Source organism: Bradyrhizobium canariense (assembly GCF_900105125.1).
Taxonomy (GTDB): Bacteria; Pseudomonadota; Alphaproteobacteria; order Rhizobiales; family Xanthobacteraceae; genus Bradyrhizobium; species Bradyrhizobium canariense_A.
In genome coordinates this window covers 5,869,512-5,885,376 of sequence record NZ_LT629750.1, presented here as the reverse complement: position 1 = coordinate 5,885,376, position 15,865 = coordinate 5,869,512, and the positions used below count along the sequence as shown (strand labels likewise).

The 15,865-nt window shown below is 60.9% G+C and carries 14 protein-coding genes; 2 read left to right on the top strand and 12 right to left on the bottom strand.

Annotated features, from left to right (window positions below):
- Nucleotides 1-9 precede the first annotated feature (9 nt).
- The 11 genes from BLV09_RS27850 to BLV09_RS27800 form a co-directional block, all read right to left on the bottom strand.
- A complete protein-coding gene (locus tag BLV09_RS27850; RefSeq protein ID WP_146689690.1) occupies nt 10-801 on the bottom strand; it encodes a maleate cis-trans isomerase family protein in 792 nt (263 codons plus the stop codon).
- Nucleotides 802-881: 80 nt separating this feature from the next.
- Nucleotides 882-2,186 (bottom strand): MFS transporter, encoded by a 1,305-nt coding sequence (locus BLV09_RS27845; protein ID WP_146689689.1) that lies wholly within the window; start codon nt 2,184-2,186, stop codon nt 882-884.
- Between the two features lie 568 nt (nt 2,187-2,754).
- Complete coding sequence (locus tag BLV09_RS27840) at nt 2,755-3,354, bottom strand: hypothetical protein (RefSeq protein ID WP_167558897.1); 600 nt, start codon at nt 3,352-3,354, stop codon at nt 2,755-2,757.
- Nucleotides 3,355-3,387: 33 nt separating this feature from the next.
- Nucleotides 3,388-3,834 (bottom strand): hypothetical protein, encoded by a 447-nt coding sequence (locus tag BLV09_RS27835; RefSeq protein WP_146689687.1) that lies wholly within the window; start codon nt 3,832-3,834, stop codon nt 3,388-3,390.
- A gap of 391 nt (nt 3,835-4,225) precedes the next feature.
- Nucleotides 4,226-6,088, bottom strand: coding sequence for an AI-2E family transporter (locus BLV09_RS27830; protein WP_146689686.1), 1,863 nt, complete (start codon nt 6,086-6,088; stop codon nt 4,226-4,228).
- Nucleotides 6,089-6,440: 352 nt separating this feature from the next.
- On the bottom strand, nt 6,441-7,295 hold the full coding sequence (locus BLV09_RS27825) for a carbohydrate ABC transporter permease (RefSeq protein WP_146689685.1): 855 nt from the start codon (nt 7,293-7,295) through the stop codon (nt 6,441-6,443).
- Nucleotides 7,292-8,167: a carbohydrate ABC transporter permease gene (locus BLV09_RS27820; protein WP_100385419.1), complete on the bottom strand. Its 876-nt coding sequence runs from the start codon at nt 8,165-8,167 to the stop codon at nt 7,292-7,294. The genes BLV09_RS27825 and BLV09_RS27820 overlap by 4 nt, the downstream gene beginning before the upstream one ends.
- Nucleotides 8,168-8,197: 30 nt before the next feature.
- Nucleotides 8,198-9,514 (bottom strand): ABC transporter substrate-binding protein, encoded by a 1,317-nt coding sequence (locus BLV09_RS27815; RefSeq protein ID WP_146689684.1) that lies wholly within the window; start codon nt 9,512-9,514, stop codon nt 8,198-8,200.
- A 47-nt stretch (nt 9,515-9,561) separates the two neighbouring features.
- The gene (locus BLV09_RS27810; RefSeq protein ID WP_146689683.1) at nt 9,562-10,635 is read right to left on the bottom strand and encodes an ABC transporter ATP-binding protein; all 1,074 of its coding nucleotides are present in this window, start codon (nt 10,633-10,635) and stop codon (nt 9,562-9,564) included.
- A gap of 86 nt (nt 10,636-10,721) precedes the next feature.
- Nucleotides 10,722-11,888 (bottom strand): mandelate racemase/muconate lactonizing enzyme family protein, encoded by a 1,167-nt coding sequence (locus BLV09_RS27805; RefSeq protein ID WP_100385416.1) that lies wholly within the window; start codon nt 11,886-11,888, stop codon nt 10,722-10,724.
- A gap of 39 nt (nt 11,889-11,927) precedes the next feature.
- A complete protein-coding gene (locus BLV09_RS27800) occupies nt 11,928-12,518 on the bottom strand; it encodes a type 1 glutamine amidotransferase domain-containing protein (RefSeq protein ID WP_100385415.1) in 591 nt (196 codons plus the stop codon).
- 229 nt (nt 12,519-12,747) lie between these two features.
- Between BLV09_RS27800 and BLV09_RS27795 the strand changes: the two genes are divergently transcribed.
- Together BLV09_RS27795 and BLV09_RS27790 are read left to right on the top strand one after the other, a co-directional pair.
- Nucleotides 12,748-13,884 (top strand): mandelate racemase/muconate lactonizing enzyme family protein, encoded by a 1,137-nt coding sequence (locus BLV09_RS27795; RefSeq protein ID WP_146689682.1) that lies wholly within the window; start codon nt 12,748-12,750, stop codon nt 13,882-13,884.
- Nucleotides 13,881-14,570: a GntR family transcriptional regulator gene (locus BLV09_RS27790; RefSeq protein ID WP_146689681.1), complete on the top strand. Its 690-nt coding sequence runs from the start codon at nt 13,881-13,883 to the stop codon at nt 14,568-14,570. The genes BLV09_RS27795 and BLV09_RS27790 overlap by 4 nt, the downstream gene beginning before the upstream one ends.
- 45 nt (nt 14,571-14,615) lie before the next feature.
- On the opposite strand, the gene BLV09_RS27785 is transcribed toward BLV09_RS27790, so the two are convergent.
- On the bottom strand, nt 14,616-15,848 hold the full coding sequence (locus BLV09_RS27785; protein ID WP_146689680.1) for a rhodanese-like domain-containing protein: 1,233 nt from the start codon (nt 15,846-15,848) through the stop codon (nt 14,616-14,618).
- Between the last annotated feature and the right edge of the window lie 17 nt (nt 15,849-15,865).

Genomic DNA, 15,865 nt, shown 5'->3' with positions numbered 1-15,865 from the left:
TCGTACGGTTCATGAATATTGGGGCCTTTGAACGTCACCGCGAACGTCCTCAACTGGACTCGTGGATCGTGCTAGGTCCGGATTCGTAAACAAGCTTCCCCAGCCCTCGATACGCGCCGGATCTATTCCGGTCGCGACCAGGCATGCCCACAGCGTTACCGCAATCGAATCGAAGACCGGCACGCCCAGCCTCGCTTCAAGGACCTCGGCGGGGCCGGCACCGCGCATATTGGTGCAAACCACGGCGACGGCGTCGCAGCCCTCGCGCACGACTTCTTCGATCAGGCGCGCGACCTCGGCTTCCGGCACTTCGGCGAACGAAAAATTATCCTGCAGTGACAGGTGCCGCTCCGAAACGCACTGCAATCCTTCCGCCCCCCAATTGGCAATGATCTTGTCCTGGACATCCTTGCGATAGGGCGTCACCAGTCCGATGCGCGCAATTTCGAGCCGTCGGAACAGGTCGCGATAAGCGAGCACCGTGGTGCGCGCGCGGATGCCGGTCGACGCGGCGATCCGTTCGCACAGGCGCTCGTCGCGCTCGAAGCCGAGCCAGCTCGCCGATGTTCCATTCCAGGCAATGACATCGACCTTGGCATGCGCCAGAAGCTCGGCCGCGCGCAGGATCTCGCTATCGTCGAATTGATGCAGCGCGGATTCAGACAATGCGATTTCAGTGACCTTGAAGCGCGAGAAATGCGCCGAGACATCGGCAACGCCGGCCAGCATCGCGCTCGTGATCGGTTCCAACGCGGTGTTGGACGAAGGGGTCAGCATGCCGAGCCGGACCGGGCGTGTCATATTGCAAGCCTTATCATTGCAAGCTTTATAAGCGGACTGGGATCATGTGGGGGCGGCCGTCGCCGCCCCCACATACGATATCAGATCGGCAGTTTGCGGCTGTAATCGATCAAGGTCGAGCAGATCAGCAACGCAACGCCGGCGGCGGCGAAGAACATCAGCGCCAGGAAGTAGGACCCTGTGGCTTGCACGATGAAGCCGACGATCAGCGGCGTCAGCACGCCGGCAATGTTGCCGCCGAGATTCATGCAGCCGCCGAGAAAACCGGATTTATCGCGACCTGCCAGTGCCGAAGGAATTGCCCAATACATTCCGCACCACCGCAGAAAGAACAATGTAGCGGAAAGCAACACCACGACGGCGACCGGATTCGTCACATAGGCCACCGAGAAAATCGACACCGTCGCCATGATGGCGGCAATACCAAACAAGGTCCGGAACACCAGGTTTGGCGAGCCACCACGGCTGCGCCAGAAATCGCCGATCCATCCGCCGACCAACTCCCCGACAAAACCAGAGAAGAAGATGATAAAGGAAGCGCCGCCGAGCGTCTTGATGTCGAAGTTGTGCACCTTGAACAGGTAGGTCGGCATCCACGTCAACAGACCGTAAAAGGTGGTGTTGAAGAACATCCAGCCAAGGCACATGCACCAGACCGAACGGTATCGAAAATAGGCCATCCAGTTTCCGCCGCGGGAGGCAGGCGTCGCCGCATCTTCCAGCGCGTGCGCCTGTTCGATATAGCGCGCCTCCGCTTCATTGACCGACGGATGCTCTCGCGGCGCGTTGCGGATGTAATACCAGGCCCACAGGCCGCATATCATGGTTCCGATGCCGGCGATGACGAAGGCCATGCGCCAGGAGTTGAAGGCGGCGATCAGCCAGGCGATCACGATCGATCCCAGCGCGGCGCCGAGCGGCGCTCCGCCATCAAGCAGCGTCGCACCGCGGCCCCGCTCGTTCTGCGTCATCCAGATCGCGTTGAGCTTGCCGCCGGCTGGATAGATCGGCGCTTCCGATGCACCCAACCCAAGTCGCGTCAGCAGCAACAGCCACCAGCTTGTCGACACCGCCGCAATCGCCTGGAACGCCCCCCAGAAAATCGTCGCCAGCGCGATCACGATCCTGGGCTTGAAACGATCGGCAAGCATGCCGCCCGGAACCTGCATCACGGCGTAGGTCCAGAAGAACGAGCTGAGAATCAGGCCCTGCATCGCAGGATCGACGTCGAATTCCTTGGAGATCAGCGGCATTGCCACCGAGAGCGACGCCCGATCGATATAATTGATCGAGATCAGGAACAGCATCAGCAGAAAGATATTCCAGCGCACGCCGGTTGGCTTGATGGCGCCTGTCGCTGCGATGGCTGAGACCTGATCGCTCATTGCTCTCTCCGATTGCCGGCAGATCCTTTCGCGCCGTCGCGTCACCATCGCCATTGATGGATCAATCGCCTGCCGTGACCGAAATTAAGTCTGGTTCAACTGGCGAGCCTCGGCAATCATTTTTTGTATGTTGCATACAAAAATATGTAAGATACTGATTTTGTGGGATATTGTTAGATAAATTTTCAGCTGAGGAGCGATATCCAGCTACTGCCGCACCCGGTATCGAAGCAATTGTCGTGCCGCATCGCATCCGAGTGGCGCCGGGTGGCGACCAACACGAACCGGTTGGCGCAATGCGTTGGGGAGACAGTCTTGGCCGCCTCCCCGAGATCGAGGTCGGCCAACAAAGCTCGCGCGGCCTGCCCTGCGGCACTTGCCGCGGCGAGCTAGTTAGACCGTCAGGAGCTGAAATCCGAAAGAAGATCGAGTGCGCTGAACTTGTATTGCGGCTGGGCGCGTGCGCGCACGCCACGCAGCCGAACGATCGATGTCGGGCTGCGCACACGCATAATTAAAGTCGATTGGGCAGCCTTACCTCGCCGGATGATTGGCCCGTCTCGCGCGCTCAGACATTCCACTTCTCGCTCGTCGAGTTGAGTATCTTCACGAGATTGGAATCTTCTTGCAGGCCGCCATGCTTTTCCCGCCATTTCGGACCGCGGCCGCGCATGTAGTGCGCCGCCGGCCAGTACTGCGTCGGCGATCCGCTCCAAAGAAACATCAGCAGTCTTTCCATTGCGCCGCGCATCGTCTTCCGGATCGACGCGCGCGTCGAGTTTTGAAGCTTGATTTCGTTGTGCATGTTCAACCTCCGCCCGTTAGTGGCGATCAGGACAGCCGATGACAAGGATGTAGATTGCGGCATAAGAAATCGATGTGGGCACACGTAAGTTGTTATAAAAGCCGCATAGTCGGCGCGCGCGGCAAGTTTCCCCGATCGCTGACGCCTTCTCCGCGACGCGCCACACAACCCTGTGTTCACGGACGCCCGAGGCCGCAGCCATGCCATGATGATCTCGAAGTCCGAACGGCGCCTGCGCGGCAAGGCGTGCTGCTTCGCCGCGCTCCTGGCAAACACGGCCGCCTGTCCGGCGGATTGTCTGGTATCACTGGCACGCGACATCCATTCGCGGATCACCGCGCGACGCACATTCGGTTTCGCCATCTCAACGATTCCTTCTTTCGCGCGGCCCTGACTTTACGCGGCTTTCTTCAGCGGGTTGGTTTCAAGCAGGCGCGCGGCCAATCCACAGCCGCAATCATGAACCGTCCCGGATTCGATGACGCATCCGAGGCGCTCCAGCGCGGAACGCAGCTTCAGATTCGCGGTCTGTTTCTGGGGATCGACCCACACGATCAGCATGCCGCCCGGACGCAGATAGTGAAGAAGCCATTCGATGGTCGGCTCCAGCGAATTGGTGGTCCGTCGCCGCCAATCCACCATCGCGACATCGTATTGTCCGGCGGCACGTCCGCAATTGGCCGTCGCGGCCACCTCAAGGAAACCGCGCCGCTGCAATTCCAGCATCAGCTCGATGGCCTTCGAGCCGGCAATCACGATACGGTCTTGCTTCGTGCAACGCGCCAGATCGATCATGGGGTCGAGTATTCGGTCTCCCGACACCGCGTGGGCAACGCTCTTCATCGTCCTACTCCTGCATTCGAGTTCTTTCGGCTGCGAACCAAACGCAAGCGGCTCAAATCCGCCAAGCGGATGCTCGCAAGCTTGCTGTCGGAGACTTCGCTTCCAGCGCCGGTGCCATCGGCACACCGCACGTCGGCCCGCGACGCATCGCGCGCGAGCGAGGCGCGAGAGCACCTTCGTCAGCGCGGAAATCCGGATTGGACGGCCTGATGGACTCGCTGGAGAACGAAGCTTCGATCCCGGCTAAATAGAGCGCGACGCATATAAAAACGAGCCGAGCGGAACGGTGAAGAAATAGTTGCCGTATAATGCCGGAGGCGAGCGTCACCGCGTGGACAATGGCGATTGGCTATCCGAAATGCGCGGGGCCGACCGCTACTCAAAACCGCAATCACTGCGCAACGACAACATTCTCTGGATCGCTTGTTGTCGCGCTCTGCTCGGATACGAGCTGGAGTAATGTCTCCAGCACCACTTCAAATGATCCTTGGGCGACAAGCGTGCCGGCCGGACTTTCGGCAGGCGTGATGCCGTCCGCGCCAAGAAGCGCGAGCAGTACTTTGACACTGCCGTTTTTTTTGGTGAGGCGCCGCACGGCATATTGAATCCTGGCGCCGGATGGCCGGTCGACATAGCAGACACAGACGAGCAAAGTACCGGTCAAATCGAGCGAAAAGAATTTGGACATCGAGAGGGCATCCGCCTTTTCCGATGCCGCGCCGAATCCGCGACGCCGAAGAATCTGGGCGACCACCAGCGCCGCCGCTTCATCTATCTTGCTGGCTCCCGGAACACATAGAACAGATCGCGGCGACTGCCATTGTTCCGGAATCAGGATCGGCCGGTCCCCCGCGCGCTCGATTGCAACGAGAGCGCCGAGATTGGAGTCGACGTCGGCAGGCGCCGCATCGGCAACTTCCGCGTCGTTGTGCGTTTCGAGGTCGCTCACCAGTTCGCCGACGGTAGCGACGATGCGGTCCAGCCGCTCCTCATTGAGATGGCCTAGTCGATTGTCGGTTTCCGCAAGTCTCAACCCTTTCAGGAGGATCGTGTCGTAATAATCTTCAAGTGACGCATTCTTCAGATGCTCATGCGCCTGCTCCGCCGCTTCGATCGGATCGCCTGCCAGCATCCGCTGGTACACCAGTTGCGACGGCGTCAATGGCGGCCGATCGCCGAGCATGATGTCGAGGAATTTGAGGCGATCGACATGCCGCCCGACGACGACGAGACAGACCGTAAGCGGCGTCGCCAACACCAGCCCGACCGGTCCCCAGAGCCAGGTCCAGAACGACGCGGACAGGATGATCGCGACCGGAGACAAGCCCGTGCTATGGCCGAAGATCAACGGTTCCAGCACCTGACCGGCCAGCAGCTCCAGCACGACAAACAAGGCGGCCGTCAAAACCAGCATCTCCCAACCGGAGCCGACGGCTGCGGAGAGGATGAGAGGGAATACGGCTGATATCAGCGCGCCGATATAAGGCACGAACCGCAGGATCATCGCGATCAGGCCCCACAGAGGCGCCGAGGGAACGCCGATGAGTTCGAGCCCGATGCCAATCGCCAGACCAAACACGGCGTTGAAGGCGATCTGGGTGAGGAAGAGCTTGCTCAAGCGTTGGCCGGCGTCATCCAGCGCCGCGGTCGTGCGCTGAATATCCCCCGAACCGGCAAGTCGCACCACCCGGTTTCTCAGATCTTCTCGTTGCAGCAAGATAAAGACGACGAAGATCACGACGATCCCGGTGGTCGTCAGCGGCGAAAGCAAGGGTTCGATGATGGCGACAAGCGTGGTCAGGGCGCCCGGGTCGGGCTGCTTGACTTCGACGGGGATGGGGGCGGGGTTATTGGATGGTTGTCTCAGGAGACCGTTGTTGGGCTGATCAGCCGCATCCGGATGTTGCAGCTGCGTACCCAGTTCCTTGAGAACCGTGGAGGCCTGCTCCAATGTCCCGGAGCCGCCCATGAGGCCGCGAAGGCTCTCGATCTTGTCACTCAGCGTCTGCTGATATCTGGGCAGTTCGCGGGCGAGGCGGCTGGCCTGCGACACCATCAGACCACCCAGACTGAATATGATCGAGAATCCCACGAACACCACTACCAGCACGGCCAACGTGCGTGGGACCCGCCAGGAATGCAGACGCATGACGAAAGGCGCGAGGACAAAGCTTAAGAGGACCGCCAGGGCGACCGGAACGAATATCTCACGGCCGAAATACAGCGCAGCGATAATCAGCGCTGCGACGGCCATGTTGATGAGCGTCGTTCCTCGAGGTTGTACCAGTTTTATTGGAGCCGGCTCGTGCAACGGTACAGTCCCGCTCTCCAGGCGAACCGGCGGCCGTCCTGTCCCTGGCAACCATCTTGCCATTGCGAGCCACCTTCGACACTACGCCATCGGCTACAATTTGCCGGAACCGAAATGGTTCCGACCCATCGTCGAGCGTCCGCGGGGGGCTGACTCAGCCCACCCAACCGCGAGGTGCTATCCGGTCAAATGCTCCGTGCGACCATATCTCGCAGCCCATCGACAAGGTCTACCTTGGGTCGAAAGGCCACCGATCTCCGCTATGGGTCAGGTCGCGAAGGAAAACAGACCGGCCTCATCCCTTGATCGCGCCCGCGCTCAAACCCTGGATGAAATAGCGCGACAGGAACACGAACATCAGAAACAGCGGCAACATGATCAGCGAAGATCCGGCCATGGCTTCGCCCCATCGCATATCGAACGAACCGACCATCGAGGCGATGCCGAGCGGCAGTGTCTTTTGCGAATCCGACGTGATCATCACCAGCGCGTATACATAGTCCGTCCATGACAGCAAAAAGGAAAAGATCGCGACCGTGATGATGCCGGGGCCCGACAACGGCAACACCACGCGGAAGAACGTGCCAAGCCGTGTACACCCGTCGACCATCGCGGCTTCTTCCAGATCGAACGGCACGCTCTTGAAAAAACCCCAGAGCAGCCAGATACCAAGTGGCAATGTCAGGGTGCAATGCGCGATGATGAGCGCGATGAGGCTCTCGCCAAGTCCGGTCTGAACGAAGATGCCATACAGGGGAATCGCCAGCAACATCGGCGGAAACATGTAGGCGTAGAGAACGCTGCTGATGATGAAAACCTTGCCCGGGAATTTGAGGCGTGTCAGCGCGTAGGCGATCACCACCGAGAACACCAGCGTGATGGCCACGACGCTCGCCGCGACGATCAGCGAATTCTCGAATTGTTGTCCGTAATCGCTCAGCTGCAGCAGGAGCCGATAGTTGCTCAGGACCAGATGGCGCGGCCACAGGCTCGGCACCGAGAACAAATCCGATTGCCCGCGAAACGACGAGAGCAGCATCCAGTAGATCGGAAAGAACGACCAGACGGCGATGATCGCCGCCACGAGATACAATCCCAGCCGCGACAGGCGGGCCGACCTGCTGCTGGCTCCGACACGACGGAGGGTCATCGCGGGCCCTTTTCTTCGAGTGGCGAAATCCGGAAATAGACGAAGACGCAGGCGGTCAGGAGGGCGAAGCTCAACGTCGAGACGGCGGCTCCGCCGCCGACGTCGTACATCGAGAATGCTTTCTTGTAGGCGAGGATCGGCAGATGCTCCGTGGCGCCGAGCGGGCCTCCCTTGGTCAGCAACCACGTGATGTCGAATTTGTTGAACATCCAGATCGCCCGCAACAGGATGACGACACTGAGCACCGGCCTGAGCTGCGGCAGAGTGACATGCCAGAACCGATACCAGGCATTGGCGCCATCGACCCGGGCCGCCTCGTAAAGCGCAGGCGGTATCGACTGCATTCCGGCAAGACAGCACACCGTGACGAACGGCGACCACATCCAGACCGACACCATGACAACCGAGGCCATCGCGGCATCGGGACGCTCAAGCCAGGGAATTACGCCAAGGCCGAGCTTCTGCGTGATCACGGTGATGACGCCGAAGCTCCCGTCGGTCATCCACTGGAAGATCAGCGCCACCACGACCGTGGGCAACAAATAGGGAAGAACCGCCATGCCGCGGACCATCCATCGCAGCGGAAACGCCGTGTTGAGCACGAGCGCGAACACGATCCCGATCACGACTTGAAGGACGATGCACAGTCCCGCGTAGATGAAACCGTTCTCCGTCGCCCGCCAGAAATCCGGATCGGTGAGAAGGGCAACATAATTATTCAGGCCAGCCCAATGCGGCGTCTCGATGAACGAAGACGCCGAATGGAGTGACAGCCATATCGCGTTGAAGACCGGCAGCACCGCGAACGCCCAAATCAGGGCTAGCCCGCTGATAAACAGCAGCCATATCACCCAGTCGTGACGAGAAGACATGACGATGCTCCGTATCGACCGCCGATTCCACTAAGCGATAAGCTGGCGGATCCGAGTAATCGCTTCGTCGACGCAGACGTCCGACGGCATGCCCTTGAGGAGCTTTTTCTGCAGCATTTCGGGCAGCACGTTGGCCTCGAAGACCTTGGCCGGCCTGATGTCCGGAGCGGGCCCTTCGGTGTCGATCGAGCGGATCGTCAGCGCGGGATCATCGAGAAAACCGCGCATGGTCCGCACGGCTTCGCTGTGTTTCTTGAGTATAGGGTTGTTGGTCCAGCGCGCATCGTCATAGAGATCAAGCCGCGGCGGCTGAAACGTCAGCGGTGCGGTGTGCAGGAAGTCGATGTAGGGGCCTTCCGACCACCATTCCAGGAACTTGATGGATTCTTCCGCCATCGGCGTATTGCCGACCAGAAATCCCTTGTAACCATGGTTCACGGCGCGGCGCGTTCCCGAACTGTCGGGGAAAGCCGCGATGCCGCATTTATCCGCCATCTCCGGCACGCGCTGCTCCATGTAATCCATCAGGCGCCCGGCCTGCGGCGCGTGCGCGGTCTGATCGGCGCCGAACTTCACGAGCACCGAACCGAAATCGCCCTGGGTTTCGCCGGGCGGCATGGTCTTGTAGAGGCCGGCCATGAAATCGAGATATTTGGCGGCGCCCTTGCGGCCATCCGGAGTGTCGAGCGCCACCGTCCATTTGTCGTCGAACAGCTGCGCGCCTTCCGCCCAGAGCGGACCGAATGCCATCCAGCTCGTTGCGATGTTGGAGCCGATCGGCGTTGAATATCCGTAGCGCTGGCTGCCGCTAGTGGACATGCACTTCTGCGAATTCTCGACCAGTTGATCCAGCGTCTTCGGCGGCTCGAGCTTGAGCGTGTCGTAGAGATCCTTGCGATAATTCATCCAGCACAGCGCATAGGCCCACGGATAATAATAATGCTCGCCCTTGACCGGAAACAGGATTCGCTTGCCCCATTTGTATTTGTTGACCAGCGAGGTCACCGGCGCGAGCTGGCCTTCATTGGCGAGACTCAGCATGTGAGCGACGAAAATGATCATCGTCAGGTCATAGGGCCGTCCGCCGCGAATGCCGGCGAGGATACGCGGGTAAAGATCCGCCGACGGCACGGTGTCGACCACCACCCGCACGCCGCGCTCCTGCTCGTAGCGCGCGGCGGCCTCCTTGATCACGCGCAGCGAGTCGACAAAGGTCTGGTCTTGCAGCAGACGGATTTCCTTGGTCTGCGCATGCACCGCAGGCGCGCCGAGGGGACTGAAAGCGGCCGCAGCAACGCCGCTCTTGAGAATGGTTCGCCGGGTTAGTCCGATGTTCGCCTTTGACATGTCGTTTGCCTCCCCTGATATGTTTTTTGTAGAGCTTTCGATCGCGCCTAGGACTTCCGCAAAGAGATTCCGTTTTTTGCATCGAACAAATGCAGCCGCTCGCTGTCGGCCGCGAGGCCGACTACATCGCCAACCTTCAAGGCTTCGTTGCGCGAGATCAGCGACGACAGGCGGATGCCGCCGCTGTCGATGGCCACCTGCATCTGCGCACCCAGCCGTTCGATCATCGTGATACGACCGGATGCCGGGCCGCCCGGCGCCGCCAGAGCAAGGTGTTCTGGCCGAACCCCAAAGGACACCGGCTCGCCGGGTTTGGCCTCGGGGAAGCATCCCGGTGGAATCGAAAATCTCAGTTCGGCGTTCCGGAATGTGCCGTCGCTATCCAGTTCACCCTCGATGATGTTCATCTCCGGCGAGCCAATAAAGCTGGCGACGAAACGACTGGCCGGATGATCGTAAACATCGATCGGCTTCGCGATCTGCTGGACGTGCCCGTCGCGCATGATGCAAACCCGATCGCCGAGCGTCATGGCCTCGACCTGATCATGGGTTACATAGATCATGCTGATCCCGGTCTCGCCGTGGAGCCGGCCGATCTCCTCTCGCATCTGGACGCGCATCTTGGCGTCGAGATTGGACAGCGGCTCGTCGAGCAGGAATACTTCCGGCTCGCGCACCAGCGCCCGTCCGAGCGCCGCGCGCTGCATCTGTCCGCCCGATAATTGCCGCGGCCGGCGCGACAACAACGGCTCGATCCCGAGAACACCAGCGGCTCGTCGTACCCTGCTATCGATGTCGGCCTTCCTGACGCCGCGCATCCGCAGCCCGAAGGCGAGGTTTTCGTACACCGTCTTGTGCGGGTAGAGCGCGTAATTCTGAAAGACCATCGCAATGTTGCGGTCGGCCGGCTCGAGATCGGTGACGTCCCGCGCGCCTATCGATATGGACCCCGACGACGTGGCCTCCAGGCCGGCAATCATCCGCAGCGTGGTCGATTTTCCGCAGCCGGAAGGACCGAGCAGCACGAGGAACTCGCCATCCGCGATATCGATGCAGACATCTTCGACGACGTTGATGGCGCCAAAGGACTTGCAGACATTCTTCAGCGTTACCGATGCCATCGTATTGTTACTTTCGACACTCTGCTCTCGACTTGCCCGTTTCCGCGCGCGACCACCTTCGATCGATCGAAGTCCGCGTTCACACCTCACGACTGCGTGTGGCGCGCCAGATAATCTTCCCGAACCGTGATCCCGATTCCGGGTCGGCTGGGAATTTCGACCACGCCGTTTTCGGCAATGAAGCTTTCCTCGATCAATTCATGCAGCAGTGGATTGGCGCCGACCGAATATTCGACGATGAAACCCGCCGACGCCGCGGCTGCCACATGCAGCCCCGCCGCGAAGGCGGGCGCGCCCGACCACAAATGCGGCGCAAGACGCAAATTGTAGGCGCTTGCGATCGCGGCGATCCGCATCGCTTCGGTGATGCCGCCGCAGATGGCGAGATCCGGCTGAAACACGTCCACTGCCGCGCGCTCGGCGAGTTCACGAAAATCAAACCGCGTGAATTCGCTTTCACCCGCCGCGATCGGAATATCCGTCGCGGCGCGAACGGCGGCATAACCCGCTCGGTCATCCGACGTCACCGGCTCTTCGAACCAGGCGAGATTGTAGGGCTCGACCAGCCGGCAAAACCGCTTGGCTTCCGCGACCGAGAAGGTTCCATGCGCATCGCACATCAGGCCGATGTTCGGCCCCAGCGCCTTGCGCGCGGCGGCGACCCGCTGCGCCGAAGCCTCGGGGCTTCCGTCGATGATTCCGACGCGCATCTTGACGGCGCCGAAACCGCCGCGCTCGATATAGCCGCGGAGCTGCGCTCCAATCCCTTCCGCGTCGGCCCAGCCGCCCGAAGCATAGGCCGGCAGCGACGGCGTGCGCCGCCCGCCGAGCAATTGCCAGACCGGGACGTTGAGCGATTTCCCGAGAATGTCCCACAACGCGATATCGATGCCGCTGATCGCCGAAATCGTCAGGCCACGCCGCCCAAGGATCGGAAACACACGACCTTCGCGCAGCGCATAATGCGCCCGCACGCCGTTATAGAACGCGTCCCAGATCCGATTGATGTCGCGCGGATCCTGCCCGATCAGTTCGGGTCCGAGCTCCGAGTTGATCAGCGCCGTCAACGCATGATTGACCGCCATGCTGCCGACCTGCGCCTTGGCTTCGCCCCAGCCGACGATTCCGCACTTCGTCTCGATGCGCACCAGCGTCGCGTCAAACGATGAAATTCGTCCGAAATCGCTGACGTGCTGCTGCGCTTCTGGGATCGGAATATGCGCCCAATACGCTTGAACGGTCTTAATCTGCATCAGCCCTGTTCCGGCTTTCGGCGGCGCTCGATCGCGCCGTCAGGTGTTCTTGCCAGACAGTGCATCAATGATGGCAACGCAGAATTCCGGCAGGTCGTCGGGACAGCGCGCGGTAATCAGATTGCGATCGACCACGACCACATTGTCTTCCCACAGCGCGCCGGCGTTGATGAGATCGTCCTTCAGGCTGATCCAACTCGTCACCCGACGTCCCTTGACGATCCCGGCCGAGATCGGCAGCCACGGCGCATGACAGATCGCGCCGATGGGCTTGCCGGCCTGGTCGCTGCGTCGCACGAAATCGACGATCTTCGGTTCGCGGCGCAGAATGTCGGGCGAGAACCCCCCGGCGATCACGACCCCATCGAAATCCTCCGGCTTGAGGTCGAGCATGTTGGCCATCTCATAGCGCCGGCCCTCGACCATCGGAATCGGCGGCACCGGATAACCAAGACGTCCCGTGATCGGCTTGTCCTTTCCGACATAGGGCCGCGCGCTGAAGCTGGCCTGATAGGTCCCGATCACGATGCGCGCGCCCTCTTCTGACAGCCGCAGCAACGGATAAAGCAGTTCGAGATCCTCGAACTCATGCGCCACCGGCATGCAAATCGATTTTCCTTTGAGCTTCATGGCGCGCACTCCAGTTCAGGCGATGGCCACTGACAGTCTGGTCAGCGTTCGGATGGCGGTAAATAATATATAATATATTTGGAAGTCAAGCAGATGAAAATGAGCGAGAGGATCGATCTCAGCTGTATTTTAGGTAAAATTCGCTGATCTGGTGATGGCTGGCAAATTCCTGTTGCACTAGATAATATATAATATATCCCGAGGCATCGCGCATTTGGGAGTCCCGCTCATGAAGATTGCAGAAGTCACGGCGTTTCCAGTCACGGTTCCGGTCCCCGAAGATCAGCGTGTCACCCTGGGAATCGGCCGCATGGTTAAGCGCGATACCGTGGTGGTGAAGGTGCAGACGGACGACGGCCTGATCGGCTGGGGTGAATCGCATCACGGCAGGGCGCATCTGGCAATCGCGGCGCTAGTCAACACCACCCTGCGCCAGCTTGTCCGCGGTATGGATGCCACCGACGTCAACGGCGCGTGGTCGAAGATCTACAAATTCCAGCTTGGCAGCCATGGAATGGGTGCAGCTTGCGCGATGGCCATGAGCGGCATCGACATGGCGCTGTGGGACATCCGTGGCAAGGCGGCGGGATGGCCGCTCTACAAGCTTCTGGGCGGCAGCAACAACAGGGTTCCTTGTTACGCGGGCGGGATTTCGCTCGGCTACCAGGCCCCCGAATCTCTCGCCGTCGAAGCCGCGGGTTTCGTTGCGCAGGGATTCAAGGCGCTCAAGCTGCGGATCGGCGACACCCCCAAAAACGATTGCCTGCGCGTCGAAGCCGTCCGCCATGCACTTGGCGACGACGTCGACATCCTGACCGATGCCAATGCCAGTTACGCGCTGGCGGACGCGCGGCGCGTCATGCCATGCTTGGAAGCCTGCAAGGTGGGATGGCTGGAGGAACCCTTCCCTGCCACGGATTACCGCAACTATCGCGAAGCCAAGGCGATCGGCAAGACTCCGCTGGCCGCCGGCGAAAACCATTTCACGCGCTTCGAATTCAGCCGCCTGATCGAAGAATCGGTCGTCAGCATCCTGCAACCGGACCTGTCGAAATGCGGAGGAATCACGGAGGGGCTGAAAATCGCGGCGATGGCGTCGGCATATAAATTGCCGGTGCATTGCCATTCGAGTATGGGAATCAACATGGCGGCGACGGTCCATTTTCTGAGCGCGATCGAGAACGCCGGCTATTTCGAAGCCGACTGCTCGCTCAGCAATCCGTTGCGCGACAAGCTGATCGATCCGCCGATCCAGGTGAGCGGCGACGGCACGATTTCGCCCGGCGAAAAGCCGGGCATCGGCGTTGAAGTCGATGAAGACATGATCCGCCACTACGCTGGCGTGGAGGGGCCCGGTTACGTATGACGCTGTCGCTGGATCCGCCGCACACCAACTACGAGCGCCTGCGCGACATCATTCGCGGCGACATCATGACCGGCGTGCTCGCGCCGGGCTCCCGGCTCAAGATCGCGGAGCTCTCCGAGCGCTATGGCATCAGTGCGGTACCGGTTCGCGAGGCGCTTCAGCAACTCCAGGGCGAAGGCCTGATCGAACTGACCGCCAACCGCGGCGCAAGCGTCCGCCGCATCGACGAAACGTTTCTGTGGCAGGTCTACGAGATCCGAAAAGCACTGGAGACTTTTTTTGTAGTGGAGCTGGCCTACCGCGTCACGCCGGCCGACATCGAAAAACTATATGGCATTCTTGCGGAGCAGGAAGCTGCGCTCGCCAAGTTCGAAGACGGAAAATTCCAGGATCTCGATCGGCGCTTCCACAATCATATCGTCAGCGTGACGCAAAACGAGGAAGCGATTTCCGTTCTCAACCGCCACTACGATCTCATTCGCCCGCTCCGTATTCGCTTCGGCCGCAGCGCCGATCAGCGCGCGCGCATTCCGAGGGAGCATCGCGAGATCATTGACGCGATCCAGCGCCGCGACAGCGGCCGGGCGAGCCTGCTGCTTTCGGCCCACATCGATCAAGCCTTCAAGGATCTTGCCGGCGAGATGCAGCGCAATGAAGAACCGGCCGCAACCCGATCGCGCGGCTGACACAGCCGCTTCGGCCCCTGCCAGCATCTAATGACGAAGAAGCGGTCAAATGACAAAGAAGCCATGGGTTGCGTCGCGCCGAAGCTGTTCGACGAGACCATATTCCCACTCGAGATAGGCCTGCATCGCGCCGGTTGAGGCCTCGGTGCCTTCGTAGGGACGCCGGTAGCGGCGCGCGGCATCGGGCTTCGGCAGAACCACCGGTGGCTTGATTTCCAGCGCATGATCATAGCCGCCCTCGAGCACATAGGTCTCCCAGCCCATTTGCGCCAGCCAGGACGCCGTCATGTCGGCACGGACCGCCCTGTTGTCCGTCAGCACGATGCGCGCGCCGCGCACCGGCGCCGCCATGTCAATCTCCTGGACAAGCTGCCCACCGGGATGATGGCGAAAGCCGGGGATGTGGCCGGCCGCATATTCTTCTGCGGAGCGAACGTCGAAGCGATAGAGCGTGCGGTGGGTCTGTGCCTGCAGCGCTATCGATTCCTCCGTGCCGAGATGCCGAACGCCGGCGCGATAGGCGACATCATGGGCGTTGGCTTCCGCCCCCTCGAAGGTGCCGATCTCGCCGCGCCGGTTGGCGCCATGCTCGAGGTCATGGCTTGCGAGAGTCCAGCCGATGGTGCCGTTTCTCAGCGCCCGCACCTTGTTGGCGACGCCGGCGTTGATCAGCGACTGGGTGCCGATGATCGATCGGGTGCGGCCAGCGCAGTTCACGATGATGGTCGTCTCGGGATCCGGCGCGGCGCGGCCCGCGCGCAGCACCAATTCCGCACCGGGCACGCTGACGGAGCCGGGGATGTTCATGGTCTCGTATTCGTCGAACCGCCGAGCATCGAGAATCCTGATATTGGCTTTGCTCGCGATCAGCCCCGCGACTTCGTCCGCGGTCAGCGAGGGCGTGTGCCGGCGCGACTCAACCAGTTCGCCAAAGGCCTTGGCATAGGAATTCACGTCCTGAAACAGTTCGTAGCCTGCCGCCTTCCAGGCCTGGAGTCCGCCGTCGAGCTGACGAACGTCCGTATAGCCCAGTGCCGTCAGGCGCTCCGTCGCCGCGCGCACAAGCCCTTCGCCGGCGTCGTACACAACGATCGGCAGGTCCTTGCGCGGCAGCCTGGTCTCGGCTTCGAGCCCGATCCTGTCGGCCGCCATGTTGGCGGCGAACAGCGGATGGCCGGTGGCGAAGGCAGCCTCGTGCCGCAGATCGAGCAACGCGATTTCATCGCGCAGCAGCAGTGCACTGCGGATTTGCAAGGGAGTGACTGATGGTGCGGTCATGGATGGAGCCTGACTGA

Coding starts and splice junctions, on each gene's coding strand:
- BLV09_RS27785 (WP_146689680.1), bottom strand. CDS start 15,848: ATGACCGCACCATCAGTCACTCCCTTGCAAATCCGCAGTGCACTGCTG.
- BLV09_RS27845 (WP_146689689.1), bottom strand. CDS start 2,186: ATGAGCGATCAGGTCTCAGCCATCGCAGCGACAGGCGCCATCAAGCCA.
- BLV09_RS27835 (WP_146689687.1), bottom strand. CDS start 3,834: ATGAAGAGCGTTGCCCACGCGGTGTCGGGAGACCGAATACTCGACCCC.
- BLV09_RS27810 (WP_146689683.1), bottom strand. CDS start 10,635: ATGGCATCGGTAACGCTGAAGAATGTCTGCAAGTCCTTTGGCGCCATC.
- BLV09_RS27800 (WP_100385415.1), bottom strand. CDS start 12,518: ATGAAGCTCAAAGGAAAATCGATTTGCATGCCGGTGGCGCATGAGTTC.
- BLV09_RS27790 (WP_146689681.1), top strand. CDS start 13,881: ATGACGCTGTCGCTGGATCCGCCGCACACCAACTACGAGCGCCTGCGC.
- BLV09_RS27815 (WP_146689684.1), bottom strand. CDS start 9,514: ATGTCAAAGGCGAACATCGGACTAACCCGGCGAACCATTCTCAAGAGC.
- BLV09_RS27830 (WP_146689686.1), bottom strand. CDS start 6,088: ATGGCCGTCGCAGCGCTGATTATCGCTGCGCTGTATTTCGGCCGTGAG.
- BLV09_RS27805 (WP_100385416.1), bottom strand. CDS start 11,888: ATGCAGATTAAGACCGTTCAAGCGTATTGGGCGCATATTCCGATCCCA.
- BLV09_RS27795 (WP_146689682.1), top strand. CDS start 12,748: ATGAAGATTGCAGAAGTCACGGCGTTTCCAGTCACGGTTCCGGTCCCC.
- BLV09_RS27820 (WP_100385419.1), bottom strand. CDS start 8,167: ATGTCTTCTCGTCACGACTGGGTGATATGGCTGCTGTTTATCAGCGGG.
- BLV09_RS27850 (WP_146689690.1), bottom strand. CDS start 801: ATGACACGCCCGGTCCGGCTCGGCATGCTGACCCCTTCGTCCAACACC.
- BLV09_RS27825 (WP_146689685.1), bottom strand. CDS start 7,295: ATGACCCTCCGTCGTGTCGGAGCCAGCAGCAGGTCGGCCCGCCTGTCG.
- BLV09_RS27840 (WP_167558897.1), bottom strand. CDS start 3,354: ATGGCGAAACCGAATGTGCGTCGCGCGGTGATCCGCGAATGGATGTCG.